The sequence below is a fragment of the Halobellus salinus genome, assembly GCF_014646875.1.
Taxonomy (GTDB): domain Archaea; phylum Halobacteriota; class Halobacteria; order Halobacteriales; family Haloferacaceae; genus Haloquadratum; species Haloquadratum salinum.
Genome location: NZ_BMOC01000006.1, coordinates 129610 through 148660, shown reverse-complemented (window position 1 = coordinate 148660; position 19051 = coordinate 129610). Strand labels below are relative to the sequence as shown.

Genomic DNA, 19051 nt, shown 5'->3' with positions numbered 1-19051 from the left:
GGGGTGGAGCCGCCGACCCTCACGGACGCATCGAGTGTTCGGGTGTGAATTCCAGCCGACCCCACTCTAGGGAAGGTCGGGGGGAATTACATTCGCCTGCAGGCGCAGTGCAGTCCCAACACGGTGAAGCCTCGGGGCTTGCCCCCGAGGTAGTTCACACTGTCGCAATCACCACCCCGGCGAGGTGGTTCGACGACCGGCGCGGACTGGCGACTGGTCTGGTTGGGTTCGCGTACGCGGGCGCGAGTTTCCTCATAGTTCCGCTCGCTCGTGGCCGCGTTACCGCGGACATCGTCGAGACGATGCTCGGGTTGGCCGCAATTGTCGACGTCACAACGCTCGTCGGTATTCCGTTTTTGAGATCCTGACGGATGAAAGAACGCCGAATTGGAACCCACCACAAGCACTGATCCAGGATCGACTGCGGACGCGAATGTCAGCGGCGACTCGCGCGCCCGGGATGCGGAACTCGAACACCCGGACGCCCCACCCTCGTCGGACGCGATGAGCGAGTACACGTGGCGGGAGGCGGTTTGAACCTAGCAGTTTTGGCTGTTGTAGGGTATGTTTGTCGTTATCAACGGCGTCGGGTTGATTATCGCCGGGAAATCAGTCGCGTCCGCCGAGGCCGCACAACTCCCGGCTACTGCGGCCATGACTGGTGCGTCGCTCGTGGCACTCGGGGACAGCGCCGGGGGGTCGCCGGCGGGGTCGTCTCGGGCCGCTTCGGGTGCGAACCTGCAATCGCCCTGTCGCTTATGACGTGTAGCGGCTGTCTCGCGGTAGCGTCGCTCGCGGCGGCCAACGGCGGTGCAGTCGCGTACGTGGGGCTGATTGTGTATAGATCCGTAGACATCGAAGCAGAGGACTTCCGATTCGACCATATTAGTTTGCAGGTCGGCAGGTACACTCATGCAGTTCGGTTGACTGCAACTCGCCGACTGGGACCGGACCCGGGGCGGAAATCCACAGCATAGCGCGGTTCCCCACGACCACAGCGTTCAGTCACGTCTGAGCGGCGACGTCAACGGACTCGGCGTCCGCGTACGTCCGCAGCTTCGTCGGATCGACGGGAAAGAGTGTCTGGGGCGTTCCTGCGGCGGCCCACACCGTGTCGAAGTCGGTGAGCGTCCTGTCTATGTAAACCGGAACCGGCGTGTCGTGACAGAACGGCGGCACGCCCCCGATTGCCCACCCGAGGGCGTCCTTGATTGCGTCGGCGTCAGCCATTCCGATATCGGCCTCGTCGACGCCCACAAGCCCAGCCAGTTTGTGTTCGTCCACGCGGTTCGCACCGCTGGTAACGACTACCACGAGTCGGTCTCCTGCTCGCATCGCAATAGCGCTGGCGATCTGTGCGAGGTCGCAGCCGACAGCGTCGGCAGCGTCGGCCGCGGTCTTCGTCCCTTCGGGGAACTCGTGGACGTCCACCTCGAAGTCGAATTCCTCGGCGGCGCGCCGGCGAAACTCTCTCGAACGAGGATGCATACCGGTTTCTCTCGGACGCGGATGGAATATGCGTGTCGGTCACCCGTATCGACGAGTGGTGTCCGTCGCGAAAACCTTCATATCGATGCCACACCTCACATAGGAGTGATGGCTCGCATCGGCATCCCTGATCGGGTCCGTGAGCCCCAGTACACCGGTGAAAACAGATGTACGCCGTGTACTGTTGTGAACAGCCTTCTCGCGGTGGCCGCGGCGGTTGCGGTCGGGGCGGTCGCCGCACCGCTCGGGCCCAGTGCTGCAGCAGTACTCGCCGGAGGCGCACTCGTCGTCTTCGAGGTGGCCATCTACCTCCGCGGGTATCTCGTCCCTGGAACGCCGTGGTTGACAGAGACTTACTTCCCCGACTGGGTCCTCCGCCGGTTCGAGCATCGGAACGGACAACCAGCCGATCCTCACGGCGCCGACAAGGCGGGGACCGACGCACCTCCGGGTGACGCCTCCGGAAAGGAGGTCGATGTCGAGGCAGTGCTGCTGGACGCCGGTGCGGTGACCGAGTGCGACGATCTAGACGACCTTTGTCTGACCGACACGTTCCGGGCCGCGTGGCGCGAGCAGATCGAACACCTGCGGAGCGCCGATGCGACCCGGGCGGACGTGGCCACGGTGCTGGATGTCGATCCGGACCGACTGTCAGTCGAAGAGTACGAGGAGGCGTCTCTCGCACGGGTGGACGGCCGGCGCGTGGGGCTGTGGGAGTCCCGTGCCGCGTTACTCGCGGACACGGCTGCTGCGGACGTTCTCCAGCGACGATACGGGGTATGGCCGTCGGTCACCGTACAGTCCCGGGGGCGGATCCTCTCCGGACTGCGGCTCTTTCTCGAGCGGTGCCCCTCGTGTGACGGTCCCGTGGCTGTCGATCAGTCCGTCGTCGAATCGTGCTGTCGCTCGCTCGATGTTCTCGTGGTGACCTGCCAAGCGTGCGACGCCCGTGTGTTCGAGATCGAGGAGGCGTAGCGGTGTCGACGCGCTGAAGCCGTCGGCAACGCAGCGTGGAAGGCGGGGCCGACGTTCCCTGACAGGGTCGGGACCGCGGCTACGCGCCGGCCTGGCCGAGATACAGCTCCTGGATTTCGTCGCTGTCTAAAAGTTCTTCCCCGGTGCCGACGAAACTGTTTTCGCCCTGATCAAGGACGTACCCGCGATCGGAGTACCGCAGCGCTTGCCGGGCATTCTGCTCGATCATCAGAACCGACGTTCCCTGGTTTTTGATCCGTTGAATCCGCTCGAACATCTCCTCGACGAGATCAGGTGCGAGGCCGGCGCTCGGTTCGTCGACAAGCAGGATGTCCGGATCGATCATCAGCCCGGCACCCATCGCGACCATCTGCTGTTGGCCGCCGCTCATGTTGCCGACCTTCTGGTTTTGCCGCTCTTCGAGGATAGGAAAGCGGTCCCACACCGTCTGGTAGTCGGTCTCATCCACGTCTTCCTCTGTGTACGCTCCCATTTCGAGGTTCTCCCTAACGGTGAGGTTCGGAAAGATGTTGTTACGCTGAGGCACGAAACTACCGCCCACCTTCGTCATCTCGTGTGGAGGGTAGTCCGTCACATCCTGCCCGTCGAGGACGACCTGGCCGTCCCAGCGGTCGATCAGTCCGAAAATTCCCTTCATCAGCGTGGACTTCCCGGCGCCGTTCGGGCCGATGATACAGACCATCTCTTCGGGTTCGACCTCGATATCGACACCGTGGACAATCTCTACGTCTCCGTATCCGGTCGTGAGATTCGACACTTCGAGAATCCCCATTTGTCACTCCTGTATTGTGATGGATACTCAATGTACCGATTGGTTGCGAGTCCGCGGTCGGCGCGTTTCGCGTAGCTGCGGGTGTGGATCCGCTGGGAGCATAAAAAATCGGGAAGCGTCGGGAGGTCCGCTTAGTTGCAGAACTCCGAGATCATATCGTCGCTGTACAGCTTGCCCTCGAAGAAGTCCGCGGGGATTGACGAGACGCGCTCGACATCAATGCCGCTGTCGCCCGACACGAGGCGGTTGCCCGAGAACCGGTTGTACGGCTCCACGAAGCAGTTCAGGTTGGTGTTCGAGGACGCACCCTGGTAGTTGATCTCCGTACCCTCGTCGATGAGCCCCTTGGCCTTCTCAAACTCCTCGCTGCCGGCGAAGATCTCCTCACCCGGCGGCCGCGAGACCGACTGGATGTTCTGCGCGATCGCGGTCCCACTGAACTCGCCCGCCTTGTGCGCAGCCAGGCCGATGAGCATCGCCGAGTCGTAGGAGTGATGCGAGAACGTCGTCGGCTCCTGGTCCATCCGGGTCTGCAGCGCCCCGTTGAAGTATTCGTAGGACGGGTTTCGGTTCGGCCGGACCGTCGTGATGTACGAGTCCGCCACGATGTCCGACAGGTCGTTGAAGAGGTCCTGCAGGAACATCGACTCCGACATCAGCAGGGTGCCGCCGTAGCCGCCGCGGTTCCACTGCTTCAGGATCGATCGGCCGTTGGCCGGGTACACGACGAGCCCGAACACGTCCGGGTCGTCGGCGAACACCTCGTCCAGCGCCGACGAGTAGTCGCTGGTCTGTTTCGCGACGGGCACCATCGCGGTGGTTTCGCCGTCGAACGCGTCGCTCGCGTTTCGGGCCAGGCCCGCACCGTAGGGGTTATCGACGTACATAAATGCCGCCGACTCGGCCTCGATCGTATCGTTCATAACTCCGCCCATTGCGATACCTTGGGCGCCGTCGTTGGGCGAGGTACGGCCCATGTACTTTAGCTGGCCGTCGTCGGTATCGACCCATCCTTGCGAGGCGAGGGTCGGGCTCGTGGTCCCGTTCCCCATCTGCATGATCTCGTTGTCCGCGGCGATCGGAGCCAGCGTCGCCGAGACGCCGCTGGACCACGTGCCGACGAACGCCTCAATATTCTCGTTACTGATCACCGTTTGGAGCTTTGAGGCGGCACGCGACGGCTTCGTCTCCGTGTTCCGGTTGATGGGGTTGAACTGCCGCCCCCCAAGCACACCACCGGCGCTGTTCATATCCTCCACAGCGAGGTTGAACCCCGCCTGTTGCCCCGGACCGAAGGCGCCGCCCGCCCCGGAGAGCGGACAGAACGACGCGAGCGGGATCGCCTCGCCGCCCATGTCGCTCTCCGACGTCGTGGTCATCTCCCCGCCGTCTTCCATCTCGCTATCGTCCATTTCTGTGGACGCGTCGGTTTCGGTTGCCTCGTCGTCGCCACCACCACCGCCACCACCGGAACAACCCGCGATCGCGGAGACGCCGGCTGCGGTCATCGCTAGATAGTGTCGACGGTTAATACGACTTCCGTTAGAGTCCGTGTTCTCCTCAGACATACTTATCACCGATACGGCTGATTGCCACGTTCGCCATCTGCACCTTCATGAGGCACATCACCGTGATAAAGTCTATCAAACTGGAGTAACTTATGTATTTACACTGTCGGTCCAGAATTATCATAAGAATAAGCACGGTGTATCGATTCGGTGAGCGTTTGTCGTAGTTGCGACGGGGAGGCCTGTCCCGGTAGCGCCGACGGAACGGCAGTGGTTGCTACCGGCTATCCATCCGATTGCGGGGGCATAGGACTGAAGCAGTGTGGACCGTGAGCGACCCGGTCATCGTTCAGCGACGTTTTCGAGCATAAATACGCCCACCGATATAGCGTTCGGATCGGCGACGTTGTCCGGGCCGTTGCGACCCTCCGGCCGGGGCACCGGTAAGTGGAGGCGACGCGGGCCAACCCCGAAGCGGGTCACCCGCCGAGGTAGGATTCGAGGACCTGCTGGTTCTCCTGGATCTCCTCGGGTGGGCCTTCGGCCATCTTCTTACCCTCGGCCATCGCGACGATTCGATCGCTGATCTCCATGATAACGTCCATCTCGTGTTCGACGATGCAGAAGGAGTAGCCTTCGTCCCGCATTGAGGTGATCGCGTCCATAATTCGGTCGGTGAGCGAGGGGTTGACGCCCGCGACCGGCTCGTCAAGCAGGACCAGGTCCGGTTCCAGCATCAACACGCGACCGAGTTCGAGTAGCTTCCGCTGGCCGCCACTGAGGTTTCCGGCCTCCTCGTCGCGGAGATGGTTGAGTTCAAGAAGGTCGATAACCTCCTCGGTCTGCTCGCGGAGCTGTCGTTCGTCCTCCGCGACCGCGTCCCGTCTGACGACGGCGTTGACGATGTTTTCGCCCATCTGCCCCTGCGGGGCGAGCAACAGGTTCTCCAGGACGGTCATCTCGGTGAGCTCCCGTGTGATCTGGAACGTCCGGATCATCCCCTGTTGTGCGAGTTGGAACGGCCGGGAGTGCTTGGTGCCCTCGCTTCGGTTCCGGTAGGCGCCTTGGCCGAGGTACAGGCCGATACCGGCACCGGCTCCGACGACCGCGCCACCGGCTAGGACGCTGGGGGACGCGCCGAACAGCACTCGTCCCGCCCCGATCCCCAGGATCCCGATGCTACTGGCGGAGGCACCGGTCCAGATCGACCGTTCGGCCGACGACGGCCGCATAATCTCCTGTGTGTCGGTGCCGTTGAACCGGATGGTGCCGCCCGTGGGCTTGTAGAAGCCGCTGATGAGATTGAACGTTGTCGTCTTGCCTGCGCCGTTCGGCCCGATCAGGCCCGTGATCTTGCCGGTCTCAAGCGTGAACGAGACGCCGTCGACAGCAGTGATCCCGCCGAACTTCTTCTGCAGGTTCTCGACTTCGAGGATCGGTGCGTCGCTCACTGTTCGCTCACCTCCGCTCTGGACCGCTCGCCCATGAGCCCCTGCGGCCGGTAGTACAGGATCAGCAGGAACAGGAGCCCCATCAGGACGAACCGGAACGCCTGGAAGTTCGTTCGGAGGTCCGTTGCGACGAACCCGGCCAGTTCGGTTGTCGCCGTCTGGAACGCCCAGAAGAGGAACGCGCCGACGATCATCGCACGGTTGTTGCCGACGCCGCCGAGGAACATAATCAGTAGCGCGATGAACGTCACGCGCGGAGCGAACATCGTGAAGACGAGCACCTGGAAGTACATTGCCGCCAGCGCGCCGGCGAGGCCGCCGAGCGCCGATCCGAGCGCCATACTCTGGATCTTGTACAGGAACGGGTCCTTGCCCAGCGAGTTGACGACGCGCTCGTCGTTGCGGACCGCTCGCAGGACGCGACCGAACGGTGACTCGACGATCAGTTCCATCAGGTACAGCACCACCAGGAGGATGCTACCGAACAGGAAAAGGGTAAACCGCGAGTACCCGACCTGCGGCGTCTGGCCGGAGAACGATAGCATCCACACCACGTTGTTGAACACGGTGGTCGCGGCGCTCATTAGGTTCCCGTCGAGAAGCGGCGTGAGCACCTGGATCGGGAAGTACCAGATGGCACCGAACCAGACGCCGATGAACAACCCGTACCTGAACGGACGTGCGGAGAACCGCGACCAGTTCCGGCGGAGGTACACGGTACCCCCGATAACGGCCGCGAACGCGCCCAGCGTCAGCGGAAGCCAGATGATCAACGAGTCCAGGTAGTACATCGGCGCCAACGCCAGCATATAACCGGTCCCCAACGCGAGCGTGGCGACGTAATCCATTCCGTCGAAGTTGGCGTAACTGTTGATTCCTGCCAAGAGGACGAGCCAGGTGTACACCGAGATGATGGTTCCAACAGCCAAGAGACCGCCCCGGGTGCTGATCCCAGCCAGGATAGCGGTGGCAACGGCGACGATACCGCCCGCCAAGACCGACATCCGAAACTGCGTGGTCGCCTCGGACCCGATAGTTGTCGGCTCGGAGACGTTTTCACCGGTCGAATCGCCCATGCGCTCGGTTCCGAGCACCCGTTCGGTTCCGAGCAGGCCGATCGCGTACAATGTGTCGGTCGCCCCCCCGACGACCGACCGGTCGGCCTCCGCGAGGGTCTCCCGTATCCGTCCGAGACCCAGCGTCGTCAGCACCCAGACCGTACCGCAGATGAGCGCGATGAGGACGAGTCCCAGGGTTGACTGCCCGTCGACCGGGAACTTGTCGATGAGTGGCGGAGTGATGCCCCGGAGCGCGTCCGGGCCGTTGGCCAGCCACGTCTCCGCCTGGATGATCCGCTGGAAGATGGTCGCGACGCCCAACACCGTGATCGCCAGGTAGTCCTCCCGGAGGCGGATCGTCGGCAACGCGACGATCGCTCCGACGATACCAGCCACGACCATCGCTGCGAGGACGCCCACCACCCACGGGAGGTCCAGCCCGAACAGGTAGACCGTACTGGGCCCCCCGACGTCCGCCGGGATGACGAGGAGCGCGGCGGTGTACGCGCCGATCAGGTAGAACCCGACGTGACCGAAGTCGAGCAGTCCGGTGTGTCCGTATTTGATGTTCATCCCGAGCGACAGGATCGAGTAGAACATCGCCAGTACGACCAGCGACACGAGTATATCAGCAGTTGCCATTGTATTACCCCGTAATTCCCTCCGGCTTGAGAAGCAAGACCAGTATCAGCACCACGAACGCCATCGGGGTGCGGTACGTCGCGCCCAACGGCAGCGCGAAGATCCCGATTTCCATCGCCAGGCCAACGATGTAGCTACCGACCAGTGCGCCGTAGATCGTAATGCCACCCAGGATGACTGCGGCGAACATCGGCAACAGGATGAAGAATCCCATCGTAATCTTGAGCGTTCCGAACAGGACGCCCAGCGTGGCTCCGCCAACCCCGGCGAACAACCCGGCGATCACCCAGACACCCATCGTGACCTGGTCGACGTCGATGCCGCGGATCTCCGCCAAGTCGCGGTTATCGCTTGTCGCCCGCATCGCCTTCCCGACCTTCGTCGCGCGCAACAGCGTGTGGAGCAGGCCCATCATCCCGAGCGCCAAGACGATGATGGCGCCATTAAGTACCGAGAGTCGCACGCGCGTGCTGTGGATCGGGCTTTGGGGAACCGGACCGGGTGAGTTCGTCAAAAAGCCGATGACTGCGAACGCGAGTATCCCGGCGATCGTTCCAAGTAGGTATGGACCGAGGATCGCCCGCGTCCCGCGCCGATACCGGTAACCGGCGTAGCCTGCGGCGGCGGCCGCGACGAACATCAGCAGGATACTCACCCAGGAGAACACTCCGTTGAACAGCACCGCCTCGCTGACAGGGTCGGAGACGTTCAGCAGGAAGCCGCCACCCGTGACGTAGAAGTCGAAGAACTTCACGACAACCATGTTGATGCTGTTTCCAAACACCTCCACTTCCGGTTGGAGCGAGTAACTGCGGGTCGTGCTGCCGAACACTGTTTGGATGGTGAACCGGAGCACGAACGCCACCGCTAACGACACCACCAGCATCATCGCGAGGGAGATGTCCTTCGCACGGAACTTCCCGAAGACGTAGCGTTCCTGGAGCGGTCCGAGGGCGGCGACGACGATGCCCGAAAACAGCATCGCCGCGATTATCGATGGAACACCAAGCGAGGCGATGGCACCGACGGCTGCTCCGAGTCCGACGTGGACCGCCAACGCAGCGCCTCCGGGCACATCGACCGGCCAAAACGACCCCAGCAACGCCTCGACGCCACCGAGCATATAGATCGCTCCGAGAGTCGCAACCACGCCGAGCGCGAAAAGGACGGCAGTCCCCCCCATCGTCGCCGACTGGCCACCTGTGGTCAGTGTGTCTAACAGGGGAACGTTCCCCGGCTTGTTTACCAGGAGCGCCATATACGCGCCTAGAGTGAGCAGATCACCGTGTGCGAAGTTTGGGACCTCCGCGATGCTGTAGACCATCGAGAGTCCGATCGCACCAAGGGCAACCATACTGCCCGTTGCAATGCCATTGACGATTGCTTGCAGGAGTGCAGTTTCGGGCGGCACAAGTTAGCATAGAGAGTAGTTCACATCTATTTAAAACCTCCGCCACTCGGTCGGATACAACCGCCGTAGGGTCCGTCTAACCGACACCGATGGGGCGCCGTTGAATTCACGGACGGCGTCGGGGGGAAATCGCCGGAGGCTCCATTGAATCGAAGAAAGCGACCCCGTGCAGGCAATGACCAACATATCAATACAGTACGTCGTAGCGAGCACACTGTCCCGATAACGCCAAAGCGTGCCGTTCGGCGGTGGCCTCGGGTGACTCGGCGACCGGATCCGAGGAGCGCCCCCGACACCGTATCTTTTTGCCACTGATTTACTAGCAGCAACTATGCGGAATGTCGTCATTATCGGCGGGGGGATCATCGGCACCAGCATCGCGTATCAGCTCCGAGAAGCCGACTGTGACGTCCACCTGCTTGAGAAGGACGCCCTCGGTGCCGGGACAACGGCGAAGTCCGCCGCGATGCTTACCCATCATCAAGAGGAACCGGACCGGAAGACGCACGAACTGCGTGAGCGCGCCTGGGAGTGGTACGATAGGCGGATCGACGAGGGCGCGCTCGAGTTCGACCAGATCGGAACGCTCCATCTGGCCAAAAGCGACGCCGAATACGAGACGATCCGGGAGATGCAGCGCGTATTCGGGTCTTTCGGCTTGGATCTGAATATCCTCTCACCCGCCGAGATCGCCGAGCACGGCATCGAAAGCGACGGTCTTCGCGGTGGGTTGTGGTTCCCCGAGGACGGCGTGCTGGACCCCGGCGGAATCGTCCAGTTTTTCGCCGGCGACGCGCGCCGGGCGGGCGTGACAGTCGAGACGGATGTCGAGGTGACTGGCATCACCACGGACGCCGGGGCGGTGACCGGGGTCGAGACGAGCGACGGCTTCCGACCGGCCGACGTTGTGGTCAACGCGGCCGGGCCGTGGGCGCCGGGCGTGAACGAACTGGTGGGCGTCGACGCACCGCTGCGACACACGGAGGGGCCGATGCTGGTGCTCACGGGCGATCGCTCCGGTTCGCTCCCGTTCGTTTTCTTTGAGGAAGGCCTATATTTCCGTGAGGAGGGGGTCTCGCAGGTGTTCGCGGGGAAGCTTGCAACGGAGTACGGGGAGTCAGAGCGGGTGAACCCGAACCGCGCGCTGTCAATACCCGAGTCGATGTACGATCAGGTGGACACTACCACCAGAACGCATCTGGAGAGACTGTTGGACTTCGATGTCACCAACGAGTGGAACGGACTCCGGCTGGTCACTCCCGATGGCCGATGCATTGTCGACGAAACTCGCGTCGACGGCTACATACTTGCGTGTGGGATGAGCGGGTACGGCGTCACTCTCGCGCCCGCAGTTGGCGAGCTCCTCGCAGAGTGGCTCACTACCGGGCGGAAACCCGAGCCACTGGAGACACTCGGGTTAGGGCGCTTCGATGGCGTCGCGTCGACCGCCAACGACTGAATCTGTTGACCTGTGCCCCAGGTTACTGTAAGGATACCCAATTATTACCTCGGCGGGAGACTGTCGAACACGTATGAATAACGTTACCGACGGCGTTTTTCCCCCGATAGTGACGCCGTTCGACGACGACGGCGACATTGACTACGAATCGCTGGCCGACAACATCGATCGCTTAGAGCGCAACGGCGTCACCGGGCTCACGCCGTGCGGTTCGACAGGCGAACGGTCCACATTGCGTCCGCAGGAACACCGCAACGTCATCGAGTTCGTGGCCGACGAGGCGTCGACGCCGGTCATCGCCGGGACTGGAGCGCCGTCGACCTGGGAGGTCATCGAGTTGACCAGTCACGCGGCAGATGTCGGCGCCGACGCCGCGTTAGTCCACGCGCCGTATTACAGCGCGCCGAGCGACGGAGATATCGTCCGCCACTACCAGGACGTGGCCGACGCGGTCGGCATTCCGATCCTACTGTACAACTTTCCCGCAGCGATCGGGTTCAATATGGACCCCGACGTCGTGACCGAACTGGCCGACCATCCCAATATCGTCGGTATCAAGGACTCACTGGGCGATATACAGCAGATTCACGAGCTGATTCGCCGCACTGAGGAGGTCAACTTCGACGTCCTATCCGGGTGGGACTCGCTGGCGTGGCCGGCGATCAACGCCGGAGCGACGGGGCTTATCGGGATCTGCGGGAACGTCGTCCCCGGGGCCGTGGCGGAACTGGTCGCGGCGGCGAAGGAGGGCGACCGGGAGACGGCGTCGGCGATTCACCACGAGATCCTCGCGCTCGAGGATGGCCTCCTCACGAAGAATCCCCAGATAACTGTCAAGGCCGCGCTAGAACACCTCGGACACGCGCCCGCGAACGTCCGTGCCCCGCAGTACGGACTCGACGACGAGCAGGCAGACCAAGTCGTCGCCACCGTCGACGGATTCAGGTACGAGTGATCGTATGCATTGTGAACTGATACTGGATATACCGACGCGACGATTTTCGACAGTATGAGCACAACCGTCGGAAGCGCCATATCACGTCGGATACGGAGGCTTGTCGGCGCTACGACATCCCGGGACAGGTCAACCTTCATTACGCCGTCCCCCAATGAGTGGAGACGTGCAAACCGACGTTCTGATCGAGGCGGTCGACACGCATACCGGCGGTGAACCCACGCGGGTCGTCACCGGAGGGTTGAATAAGGACCGGTTCGCCGGCGGCAGCGTCGAGGAACAGCGTGACCGGTTCCGCGAGCAGGCCGACGACCTGCGCCGCCTGCTGATAAAAGAGCCGCGAGGTCACGACGACATGTACGGGGCGATACTCGTCCCGCCGGCCGCTGAAGCGGCCGATATTGGGGTCTTCTTCATCGATAACGGCGGCTACAAGGACCTGTGCGGACACGGGATTATGGGTGTTGTGACCGCGCTCGTCGAAACGGGGTACCTCAACCCAGATGGTGCGGTCACGGTCGAGACACCAGCGGGACTGGTAACGGCCGACCCCGAAATTTCGGACGACGGACAGGTTGAGCACGTGACTGTCGAGAACGTCACTTCGTACGTGCTGGACTCGATGACACTCCCGATGGATATCGACGGTGACTCGGTGACTGTCCCTGTCGACGTCGTCTACGCCGGCAACGTCTTCGCGATGGTACCGGCCACGGCGTTCGATCGTCACGTCGCTCCCGACAACACGGATGCGTTCGTCGACTACGGCGTCGAGGTCCGCGAACGCGTGAACGAGGCGAGCGAATTTGAGGACCCGTTCTCGGGCGAAGAACTCGTTGTCGACCATACGGAGTTCTACGAACCGGGGGCGGATGCCGACCGCAACATCGTCGTCTTTTCTGCGGGTGCGGTCGACCGGTCCCCGTGTGGAACCGGTACTTGCGGGAAGATGACCCTCCTCCACTCGAAGGAGGAGTTAGCTGTCGGCGAACCGTACCGCCACGAGAGCGTCATCGGCACGCGTTTCGAGGGCCGGCTTCGTGCGGTCGAACACCGGGCGGGCCATACCGTCACCAACGCCGAAATCAGGGGTTCGGCGTACATTGTCGCCAAGCACACGTTTCTGCTGGACCCCGCGGACTCCGTCCACAGCTTCGATATCTCCACGTAACTGGGGTCCGCCCCGTTTCCGGTCGGAGAACAGCATCGACGTGTTTGGACCCGTGTTGTGCGACCGCTGGCTGAGAGTGGCGAGCAGCCCACACGTAGCGAACCGGTCTGCCTCGTCGGTACTGTCCGAACGGGACTGTGAAACGAGGTTGGCGGAGTGACGCACCCGGGCGCCGTCACGCCTCCGTGGAACGTTCCGCTGTCTCGTTTGACATCCTCCCCGCGCTAAAGCGCGAGGATTCCACGAGGTGGAGTTTGAGGCTCCGTGTTTCCTCGGGGTTCAAGCACGCTTTCGCGTGACCCCTCAACGGTAGCCGTCCAATTATGACCGAGAACGTGCATTGCAACGGATACAGCCCTGTCAACGGGGCCTTCCCATCCAGACGCGCTGGACGCGTCAACAGGAACACCGAATCCCTCATACTGTCGGCTATAACTACGTGAAGATTTTCGACACCCCGGGGTGTCGAAATACGTCACGCGACTATAGCCGACAGTATCAACGGTCGGGTATTCAGCCGACTGGGTACCGCCAGTCGCGTCTCCGTGAAGAGGACGTGGCGGAGTGGGTCTGGTTTTGGTACCCACCACGGTCACTGGTCGAAGACCAGATGACGGTGAAACCGTCGTGACGTGGGTGGGGAAGACCATCATCACATATAGTGTTGAAGCCGATTTAAACTCCCGTTTCAAACTCAGATGAACATCGTCAGTGGATTGCGTCATCAATTGTCGGGTTCATCCCCGCGCTAAAGCATGGGGCTTTCTCCTCGATTCTCCGTAATCGGATGGATTTTCATATGAGGCCACATATTTACATCTGTGAATTTCTACTCGACATTTGACCCAGAAACGCCGGCTGTCGTCCTTGCAGAGGGGGCGTTCGGGACGCCCTCGGGAAAGACCGCGCACGGCATCGTGATGCACGGCGAACTCTTCGACGCCCGAGTGGTCGTCGATTCGACCCGTGCGGGCACCACAGCCGACGCGGTACTCGGCCGTGAGGGTGTGCCCGACGTGCCAGTCGTCGACAGTATCCGGTCTGCCCTCGATTACGCACCGGACGCAGAGGCGCTCGTTATTGGCGTCGCTCCAGCGGGAGGGGAGTTGCCGGAGTCGTGGGTTGCGGACATCAAGTATGCAATGCGTGAGGGCTGTGACGTCATCTCCGGACTCCATATGTTCCTCAGTGACCACGAGGAATGGAGCGAGTTCGCCAGCGAGTGCGGTGTCGAACTGTTCGACGTTCGCAAACCGCCGGCCGAAGCGGACCTCCGCGTGGCTGACGGACGCAGCAAGGATATCAGCGCCGACGTCGTCGTGACGATGGGCACCGACTGCGCGGTTGGCAAGCGCACGACGACGTTCGAGTTGTACCGGGCCGCGCACTCGGCCGGCCTCGACGCGGGGTGGGTCGCGACCGGGCAGACGGGAATTATGGTCGGTGCCCAACGCGGCGTCGTCATCGACCGCGTGCCCGCTGACTTTACTGCCGGTGTCGTTGAGGATCTCGTCTGCAGCGTTGCGGAAGCTCACGAGATCGTGTTCGTTGAGGGACAGGCGGCACTCACTCACCCGGCGTACGCCGGCGTCACAATCTCGATCCTCCACGGCGCAAATCCGGACGCGGTCGTGTTGGCCGACGACCCCGACCGCACCGGACGGACCCACTTCGACCGGTTTTCAGTGACAGGGGTCGAACAGGAGCGCCGGGCTATCGAAGCAGTATCCGACGCGACGGTCACCGCTCTGTCCACGTGGGGCGACCCGGACACGGAGTCGGACAAATATGATCTCCCGGCCGCGAACACGTACCACGAAGGCGGTACTGAACAGCTTCTGAAGGCCGTTCGGAGCGTACTATGACCGCGATCGAACAGGTTACCGTCGACGCGGTTGCGCATCGGCTTTCCGAGCCGTTCGAGATCTCCCTTGGCGTCCGGGAATCAGCACGCAACCTCATTGTGACCGTCCAGACTGAGTCGGGCATCCACGGGTACGGTGAGGGCTCACCGCTGCCACCCGTCACAGGTGAGACCCAGCCGGCAGCGGTTGCGATCGCAAAGTCGGCGGCCGAGATTGTCGAAGGGCGGGAGGTGCGGAACTACCGCGGACTCGTCTCTGACGTGCGGAACGCCTTCCCCGGTGCTGTTTCGGGAACCTTCGCGGTCGAGACGGCGATTCTCGACGCATACTGTCGCGAGCAGGAGATCCCACTCGCGGAGCTTTTCGGTGGGATGCCCGAGACCGTCGAGACTGATCTAACAATCCCGATCGTTCCCCCCGAGGAAGCAGCGTTGCAGGCCGAAGAAGCCGCAGATGCAGGGTTCGACCACCTGAAAATCAAGGCGGGAAACGATGTCGCGACCGATATCGAACGGATCGTTGCCGTCCACGACACCGTACCGGATGCTGTCCTGAAGATTGACGCAAACCAGGGATGGAGCCCCAAAGAAACGAAACAGTTCGCCACTGAGGTTGATACTCGCGGTATCGATCTCGCGCTCATCGAGCAACCGGTCGACAAGGACGACCTGTCCGGGCTCGCGTACACACGGAACCACGTTGATGTCCCGGTTGCTGCCGACGAATCGGTGTTCTCACCGGCCGACGCGCTCGCTGTCGTGCGGTCGGACGCGGCCGATATACTGAACGTGAAGCTCGGAAAGTCCGGGGCGTTGGGTGCGATGGCGATTGCGTCCGTTGCTGAAGCCGCCAATCTCGACGTGATGATCGGGTGTATGCTCGAAAGTGCCGTCGGCATCCACACGAGTGCCCACGTTGTCGCCGGACTCGGAGGGTTCAGTTATGTCGACCTCGATGGAAACCTGTTGCTCGATCAGGGCGTCGCCGAGACCGCGTTCGACCCCGAAATTCACCCCGTGGGGCCGGGACACGGCGTTACGCCAGATCGGTAGACTACTGATTGGCCGCCGATGCGTGAACTAGTAGTTCTCACCCACGGCTGTGCTGAAACCACGTCAGCGTCCGCGTGGCTGCTTATTGTAGTCAATTACCCGTCATCGCCGACCCCGTCTCTGGCGATGACCGGTAATTGGCTACAATAATCCGTATGAGTCGAGACGCCGCCTCACACGATCTTCAGCATCCGCCGTTCCACCCGTCCGATCCGGGCTTTCGTCCACCCGCGGAGGTCGGCGTCGAGGTCGGGATCGTCGGTGTCGACACGGAGCTCCGAGATCGTCTCGAGTTTCGAGGCGGAGGCGACGACCTCGACGTCACACCGCCGGATCACTGCCGGCGACAGCTGCGGGTTCCCGCGGCCGAACACGAACCCCTGGCCGCCGATCGGGGAGACCACAATGGTGTTGTCGGCGTCGGGATCCAGGACCTCGAGCAGGTCCGTCTCGGTCGCGTCGAGTACGACCACCTCGCCGTCCCGCCAGACGTCGACGCCGATGGGTGATCCCGAGAAGCCCAGTTCAGCCTTGACCGCGCCGACGGTGCTCCCGGGACCCAGGACGATGGTCTTCCCGCTCGCTCTGATGTCGTCGGCGACCCCCGCGGCCAGCGCCTCCACGTTGCCGCCGCCGAGCTGTTTCGAGGACTGGAGCGCCTCGGCGACGGGCACCCACGCGACCGCGCGGAGTTCGGGGTTGACCTCGCCGTCGCGATACTGGTCCTCGTCGATGTCCATCACTTCGCGGCGCTCGGTCCGCTCGAACGTCCGGACGATCTCGGCGGCGTCTTCCGGGGAGACCGCGAACACCGAGGAGTAGACCTTCACGCCCGCCGGCACTCCCAGGATCGGCGTTTCGGTGCCCTCGACCGCGGCCGCGACGTCCCCGGCGGTCCCGTCGCCGCCGACGAAGACCACGAGGTCGACGCCGGCGTCGACGAACGCGGCCACCGCGCGCTCGGTGTCCGCGGTGGTCGTGTCCCCGCTGTCGGGCGACCCGAGCACCGTCGGCTCGAACCCCGCCGCGCGGGCGGCGTCAGTGCCCATCCCCCCGCCCCACGCGAGGAGTTCGAGGTCGGCGTCGCTCCCGCCGTGCCCCGCCGCGATGCGGTCGGACAGCGCATCGAGCGCCCGACGCGCGCGCACCGGCGCGCGCGGTTCGGCACCCCGGCGCCGCGCCTCGTCGACCTTCCCGTCGGTCCCTTTGAGCCCGACCCGACCGCCCATCCCCGCGATGGGGTTGACAACGAACCCGATCCGCATACCCGGATCCAGCGGGGGTGTGGTGAAAAGCCCGCCGGTCGGATCGACTGGCAGTGTTGAGATGAGGGCGGTGCGACTGGGGACACCTCGAAAGCCCCCGGTCGCTCGCCGTCGCCGGCACTTTGCGCCGGCTGCCAGAGGGACCGCAGGTCCCTCCCCGCCTGCGACTCGCTGCGCTCCTCATACTGTCGGCTATAATTACGTTGCGGTCGTCGTCTCGGCTGACGAGCGACCGGCCCCGTTCAGTCCCGCCCACACGGGCTGGCTAACCGGCCGCCGCCGGCGGGGCTTTCGGGGTGGTCACAGGGTCACCAGCTTATCTGAACACTACAATCGACTCATCTGAAGGTTTAAGACTGGCGTCGCGGTAGCCCTGGGTATGTTCACACTCGCGTCTGAGGCGTCGCTTCCGATCGCGGAGACCGGCGCGGTCGTGCTTGCGCTCTGTCTCGCAATGACGGTCGCGTGGATCTACCTGCTGATCCGGTGATCCGGCCGACGGTCGGCGGCCCCGCGACAGGTGCCGACCGCGTCGCGACGCAGGCTACTCGGTGGTCCCGTTGACCGCGCCGTCGGACGCGTCCGGCGCCACGTCGACTCGCGCGCCGAGCCACCGGCGCGCGTCCTTGACGGCTGACTCGTCGGTGCCGGTGAACTTCACCCGAACCGACTCGCCAGGGTAGCTCCCCACCGTGACGTCGAATCGTTCTTTGACGGCCGACAGCCGGTCGATCAGTTCGCTCTCCGGTTCGTTGACGTCGACCGAAGCGGTGTAGGTCTCAGCCCCGGAGAACTCGCCTTCGACCCGCTCGAACATCGCCTTCATTTCGCCGGGAACACCCGGGAAAACGTAGATCCCCTCAACGGCCGCACCCGGGGCGACACCGGTGTCGTTGGGGATCATTCGCGCGCCCCTGGGGAGGTCCGTCGTGCCGTCGGCGAGGTCCCCCGCAGCGTAGCCGCTCTCCCCCGTGAGCCACTCCCGGGCGCCGGCGTGTGGCTCGAGGTCGCGGCCGACCGCGGCAGCGACCCCTGCCATCGTTACGTCGTCGTGGGTGGGTCCCACGCCTCCGGTGACGACGACCGCGTCGTACTCCGCGCGGTACTCGTTGACGACGCGAGCGATGTCCGCGACGACGTCCGGGAGGGTGGTCACCCGACGGACGGAGACGCCGCTGTCGGTCAACCGCTCGCACAACCACGACGCATTGGTGTTGACGGTGTCCCCCGCGAGGAGTTCGTCCCCGACGGTGACAACTGCGACCTGCATACCTGCGCTACGCCCGAGGCCGACAAAAGCCACTCGGCGGACCGAACCCGGTCTGTGCGGATCGCGTGCGCCGCGTGCCCGACCCAGATCACGCCCGGGTCAGATCGTCCGTTCGTCGCCGTGGGCTCGCCGAACCGACAGCGCCCCCGTTGTGGCGTCGAGCGTCAGCGACCGTCCGTAGTCGCCCCCGACGTCGGTCGCGACGACCGGGATGTCGCGTTCGTCGAGCGCCGCCTCCGCGGCAGCGACGTTCCGTTCGCCGACGCCGCTGTCACTGGAACTGAAATCGAACATGGCGCTTCCGCCGGCGAGCCGAGCCTTGACCCGGGAGGCAACGGCACCGCGGTCCGCCATCTCGCCGAGCAGCCCGGGGACAGCGGTGTCGACGTATTTGCCGACCTGACGGTCTTCGCCGCCGTCGGTCGCCGCGACCCCGCGGTCCCCGACCGACGGGAGCATCGCGTGCGCGAGGCCCGCGACTCCGGCGTCGGCATCGACGAGTGCGATCCCAACGCAGGAGCCGAGCCCGCTCGTCGCGAGCGTCGCCTCGCCCTCCGCGACGGCGTACTCCGCGACGCCGACTTTGACGCGCTCCGGCGTCGGTGAATCGGTGGTGTAGACTTTCATGCGTGGGTGGGTGAGCCGCCCGGGGTCGGCGACCGTCCGACGGCCATCGCCGGCGGCCACA

General features: G+C 63.6%; 16 protein-coding genes and 1 pseudogene. 8 read left to right on the top strand and 9 right to left on the bottom strand.

What is annotated here, in order from left to right; all coding sequences use genetic code 11:
* Together IEX72_RS06840 and IEX72_RS06835 are read left to right on the top strand one after the other, a co-directional pair.
* Positions 1–368 (top strand): annotated as a pseudogene (locus tag IEX72_RS06840) (hypothetical protein); the annotation flags it as partial.
* 19 nt (positions 369–387) lie between these two features.
* A complete protein-coding gene (locus tag IEX72_RS06835) occupies positions 388–537 on the top strand; it encodes a hypothetical protein (protein WP_188786631.1) in 150 nt (49 codons plus the stop codon).
* A 468-nt stretch (positions 538–1005) separates the two neighbouring features.
* Here IEX72_RS06835 and IEX72_RS06830 read toward each other — a convergent pair whose 3' ends face one another.
* Positions 1006–1488 (bottom strand): YbaK/EbsC family protein, encoded by a 483-nt coding sequence (locus IEX72_RS06830; RefSeq protein WP_188786630.1) that lies wholly within the window; start codon positions 1486–1488, stop codon positions 1006–1008.
* A gap of 108 nt (positions 1489–1596) precedes the next feature.
* Here IEX72_RS06830 and IEX72_RS06825 point away from each other — a divergent pair, with 108 nt between their 5' ends.
* Positions 1597–2463 carry a hypothetical protein gene (locus IEX72_RS06825; RefSeq protein WP_188786629.1) on the top strand — a complete coding sequence of 289 codons (867 nt, stop codon included), beginning with the start codon at positions 1597–1599 and terminating at the stop codon, positions 2461–2463.
* A gap of 79 nt (positions 2464–2542) precedes the next feature.
* Here IEX72_RS06825 and IEX72_RS06820 read toward each other — a convergent pair whose 3' ends face one another.
* The 5 genes from IEX72_RS06820 to IEX72_RS06800 form a co-directional block, all read right to left on the bottom strand.
* Positions 2543–3256, bottom strand: coding sequence for an ABC transporter ATP-binding protein (locus IEX72_RS06820; protein WP_188786628.1), 714 nt, complete (start codon positions 3254–3256; stop codon positions 2543–2545).
* A 131-nt stretch (positions 3257–3387) separates the two neighbouring features.
* Entirely contained in the window at positions 3388–4764 is a 1377-nt protein-coding gene (locus tag IEX72_RS06815; RefSeq protein ID WP_188786627.1) for an ABC transporter substrate-binding protein, read from the bottom strand.
* A 479-nt stretch (positions 4765–5243) separates the two neighbouring features.
* Positions 5244–6215, bottom strand: coding sequence for an ABC transporter ATP-binding protein (locus IEX72_RS06810; protein WP_188786626.1), 972 nt, complete (start codon positions 6213–6215; stop codon positions 5244–5246).
* A complete protein-coding gene (locus tag IEX72_RS06805) occupies positions 6212–7915 on the bottom strand; it encodes an ABC transporter permease subunit (RefSeq protein ID WP_188786625.1) in 1704 nt (567 codons plus the stop codon). The genes IEX72_RS06810 and IEX72_RS06805 overlap by 4 nt, the downstream gene beginning before the upstream one ends.
* A 4-nt stretch (positions 7916–7919) precedes the next feature.
* A complete protein-coding gene (locus tag IEX72_RS06800; RefSeq protein WP_188786624.1) occupies positions 7920–9269 on the bottom strand; it encodes a branched-chain amino acid ABC transporter permease in 1350 nt (449 codons plus the stop codon).
* 388 nt (positions 9270–9657) lie between these two features.
* Here IEX72_RS06800 and IEX72_RS06795 point away from each other — a divergent pair, with 388 nt between their 5' ends.
* From IEX72_RS06795 to IEX72_RS06775, 5 genes are all read left to right on the top strand, one after another.
* Entirely contained in the window at positions 9658–10785 is a 1128-nt protein-coding gene (locus IEX72_RS06795; protein WP_188786623.1) for an NAD(P)/FAD-dependent oxidoreductase, read from the top strand.
* Between the two features lie 73 nt (positions 10786–10858).
* Positions 10859–11740, top strand: coding sequence for a 4-hydroxy-tetrahydrodipicolinate synthase (dapA, locus tag IEX72_RS06790; protein ID WP_188786622.1), 882 nt, complete (start codon positions 10859–10861; stop codon positions 11738–11740).
* Between the two features lie 166 nt (positions 11741–11906).
* Positions 11907–12911 carry a proline racemase family protein gene (locus IEX72_RS06785; protein ID WP_188786621.1) on the top strand — a complete coding sequence of 335 codons (1005 nt, stop codon included), beginning with the start codon at positions 11907–11909 and terminating at the stop codon, positions 12909–12911.
* Positions 12912–13732: 821 nt separating this feature from the next.
* Positions 13733–14776, top strand: a complete 1044-nt coding sequence (locus IEX72_RS06780) for a DUF1611 domain-containing protein (protein WP_229663764.1) — start codon at positions 13733–13735, stop codon at positions 14774–14776.
* Complete coding sequence (locus IEX72_RS06775) at positions 14773–15828, top strand: dipeptide epimerase (RefSeq protein ID WP_188786620.1); 1056 nt, start codon at positions 14773–14775, stop codon at positions 15826–15828. Before IEX72_RS06780 ends, IEX72_RS06775 begins: the two co-directional genes overlap by 4 nt.
* 173 nt (positions 15829–16001) lie before the next feature.
* On the opposite strand, the gene IEX72_RS06770 is transcribed toward IEX72_RS06775, so the two are convergent.
* The 3 genes from IEX72_RS06770 to IEX72_RS06760 all read right to left on the bottom strand — a co-directional run bounded on the left by IEX72_RS06770 (position 16002) and on the right by IEX72_RS06760 (position 18990).
* On the bottom strand, positions 16002–17093 hold the full coding sequence (locus IEX72_RS06770; RefSeq protein ID WP_188786619.1) for an ATP-NAD kinase family protein: 1092 nt from the start codon (positions 17091–17093) through the stop codon (positions 16002–16004).
* Between the two features lie 544 nt (positions 17094–17637).
* Entirely contained in the window at positions 17638–18363 is a 726-nt protein-coding gene (locus tag IEX72_RS06765; protein ID WP_188786618.1) for a competence/damage-inducible protein A, read from the bottom strand.
* 99 nt (positions 18364–18462) lie between these two features.
* Positions 18463–18990, bottom strand: coding sequence for a chemotaxis protein CheD (locus IEX72_RS06760; RefSeq protein WP_188786638.1), 528 nt, complete (start codon positions 18988–18990; stop codon positions 18463–18465).
* Positions 18991–19051 lie beyond the last annotated feature (61 nt).